Source organism: Cryobacterium sp. TMT3-29-2 (assembly GCF_004564305.1).
GTDB classification, from domain to species: Bacteria; Actinomycetota; Actinomycetes; order Actinomycetales; family Microbacteriaceae; genus Cryobacterium; species Cryobacterium sinapicolor.
Genome location: NZ_SOGK01000102.1, coordinates 1 through 3,089 on the forward strand (window position 1 = coordinate 1; position 3,089 = coordinate 3,089).

Consider the following 3,089-nt stretch of genomic DNA (forward strand, 5'->3'; position numbering starts at 1 on the left):
CACAGCAGCTCTTGCACCCTGGCTCAACTACTACAACACTGAACGAATCCACGGCGGCATCGGAGCAACCCCCATCAGCCGAGTGTCACCAACGTCATGACTCGGTACAGCTAGGGTCCGTAGCGCTGCGAACACCGTGCCCATTGTCGAGGTCGAAAGCGTGTCGACGGCCCTTTCGAGTTCAGCCTGGGAGGCGAAGTCCTTCGTCGCTACCCGATTCACGTTGACCAAGACTCGCAGCCAATACTCTAAGGCTTGCGATCCGTGCATGGCTCTGCCATATGCAGCGAAGACCCTGTCGTCGTTGGCCAAGTGGCCTTGTTGTATTGAGGACATGGATCGACGATATCGGGTGGCCTCTCGCACGGTGCTTTTGAGCGCGTCTCGTGATCCGCCCGCCTGGGGCAGTGACAGAAGCCAGCCGCGCAGCGGCTCCATATCGCTTGTGGCGGCCCCGCCGTTGCCGTTTCAGAGTGATATCACTCTGGTATCACCGTGCCGCGCAGCGGCTCCACAGAGGGGGATGGGTACGGCGGCTGCGCCGCTGTTCCGTCGCGTCCCGAAGGGGCATGTGCCTGGTTGGCGTTCATTCCGGTGCCGGGGCAGTGATGCCCGGCGTGGCAGTCGGGGGACTGTCACGCCGGGCGTCGGGTGCGGTTACTCCTGGGTGGCCGTGGCGGCGGATTCGTCGGCCTTGGGTGCGGCCTTCTCTGCCACCGCGTTGATCACGATGTGCTCGACCTCGCTCAGGCTGTAGCCCCATGTGGAGAGTTGCTCGAGGTAGCGGGCGGTGTGGGTGTCGGGGTAGCGCCATGTTTCCTTGCTGGTGCTGTCCTCGATGCCTGCCAGCACGATGGCGAGAGTGACGTGCTGCGCCTTGGTGGGGGAGTGTTCCACGAGCGCGGAGAGCTTGTCGGGGGAGAAGTAGTGAGCTCGCTCCAGTCCGAGGAGGGTGTGGGCGAGTACGTTGCCGTTCTGGTTGGCTTTGCCGACAACTGCGTGGTGCACGGTCAGGCCGAGTGCGATGGCTTTGGCTGCGTCCTTGGGGAGGGTCTTGCGGCTGAGGAACTCGGCCAGCCATTCGCGGCGCACGACCTCGGCGCTGGCCCACTGCTTGTTGTTGGCGATGAGGGTTTTGCGTTCGGCCTTTTCGTCGTCGGTCATGGGGCCGCTGGTGGCTCCGCTTCCGCTGGACTTTCGGAATCCGGCGGCCTTGGGGTCTTTCAGGTAGTAGCGCACGAAGGCTGTGTCGCTGCTGGCGTGGGCGTACACGTACGCGGCCCGGCCCACCGCATCGGTGAGGTGCTGCACGGTGACCTGATCGCCGTCCGCGGTGCTCAGGTAGCTGATGCTGACGTAGTCGGTTTCGTAGGATCCACGGTCGCGGTCGAGGATTTCGTAGCCGAGCTCGATCAGGTCGGCGGTCGCGGTGGCCTTGATCGCTTCGATGCGGGCCTCGTCGCGGGCGCGTTGTGCTGCGTGGGCGAACTTCTCCGGGGTTGTGGTTGCGATGTCGATGAGCACGGACACGGTTTCGTCGTCGCCTTCGAACTCGATCAGTGTGGCTGCCTGGTCAAGAGTGAGGGAGTGGCTGACGATGGCGGATGCTGCGACGGCGTTCTCTGCGACAGCGATTCCGGCCTTGACTGTGGCGGGCTTGCTGCCCAATCGCTTGGCGATCACAGCGGGGGTCAGACCCTCGAACGCGAGTTGCTGGAACGCGGCCACCCGGTCGGCGTCGGTGACGGCTTCGCGGTGGTCGTTCTCCGCCATCTGCTGCACGATTCGCTCGACGGTCGTTTCGTCGGCGGCAACGATGTACGCCGGGATAGTCACCAGTCCGGCCTCACGGGCGGCGAGGGTGCGGCGCTGACCAGCGCGGACGATGATGTTGCCCTGGTCGTCGCGGCGCGCGAGGATCGGCGTCAGAACACCGTTTGCCTTGATGCTGGCCACGAACTCCCGGCCCAGCGCAGCCTCAGAGCGCACGTTCGCTTCCACGACGATGAGGTTGGGGTCAATGTGCTCGATGGTGCCTACGGTGGCGGTGGTGTTAATCATTGGGTTCTCTCTCCATCAACTGATTTTTTTTGCCTGTCTGGCAAGAGAAATCGATAGAGAGCGGGAGTGCCAAAGTGCAGGGTCGTGGAATACCGCAGCGCAGCGAGGATATGCCGCGAAAGCCCGTAACGCAGGCACGAAAGCGAACTACGGTGAAACGGCCAGACAGTTAAAAAAGTGCAAGAGGCGACCGCGCAGCGGTTCCCAGGCCCGCAGGGCTCACCGCAGGTGGATTCAAATCCCACCGGTGAGGATGCGGTCCTGGCCGAGTTGGGACCGATGTCTCGGGGTGCCTGATGCCGTGTTGGCTGAGGCAGCGATCCGGTTGGCTCGGTTGCCGAATGACCCGTCGTGTCGGCCGCAGTACGTGCGGGCTGTGGGGGCGTTGGGTGAGGTTATGAAGGATGTGGCCCGGCCGGGAATCTGGCGGCGCTGCGAGCGGCACGACCTTTGTAGTAGCCAATCCTTGGTCATTAAATGGCCGGTAGAATTGACATTGCCGCTGGAGTTCAGTTCCGCTCCGATGTGACCGTTGAGCTGGTGCGGTGCGATACATAAAACCCCTGGGCCAGTTCAGCACCCAGGGGCAATGTCATTTCGATTCAGCTACAGGCACACCAACGAGTTCCAGCTCGCGTGCCAGACAAGGAGTTTCATGAATAGAGAAGCCCATACCAGCAGGTGTGTCGTTTCATCCAATACTAAGACAACAGGGCGGCACGTGTCACGCGCTTGCAACTCTTGCGGCAGACGTGCAGGTCTGTTCTGGCCCAGCTTGAGCACGGTAAGCACGATTCTGAGCGCCTGTTTGAACGGGGGCCGCTTTCTAGTGACGGTGCTGGATGCATATGCCCTTCACGGGCCACGGGCGGCCATTTGAACTCCCCCACAGGGTTCCCTGGTCTGTAAGTGCGGGTATCGCGCGATGTCAAGCTGACTGGAGTCACTTGGGTTAGTTTGTGGCGGTTTCGTCGGCGAGGTGATTGATCCCGACGAGGCTGGCTGGTGCGGGTGTTGTTGGTCGTTCA

General features: G+C 62.4%; 1 protein-coding gene. It reads right to left on the reverse strand.

All coding sequences use genetic code 11. From position 1 onward, the window contains the following. Nucleotides 1–657 precede the first annotated feature (657 nt). Complete coding sequence (locus E3O67_RS11750; RefSeq protein WP_135102776.1) at nucleotides 658–2,061, reverse strand: ParB/RepB/Spo0J family partition protein; 1,404 nt, start codon at nucleotides 2,059–2,061, stop codon at nucleotides 658–660. Nucleotides 2,062–3,089 lie beyond the last annotated feature (1,028 nt).

Excerpts from the sequence above, each read along its gene's own strand:
- E3O67_RS11750 (WP_135102776.1), bottom strand. The coding sequence starts at position 2,061 with ATGATTAACACCACCGCCACCGTAGGCACCATCGAGCACATTGACCCC.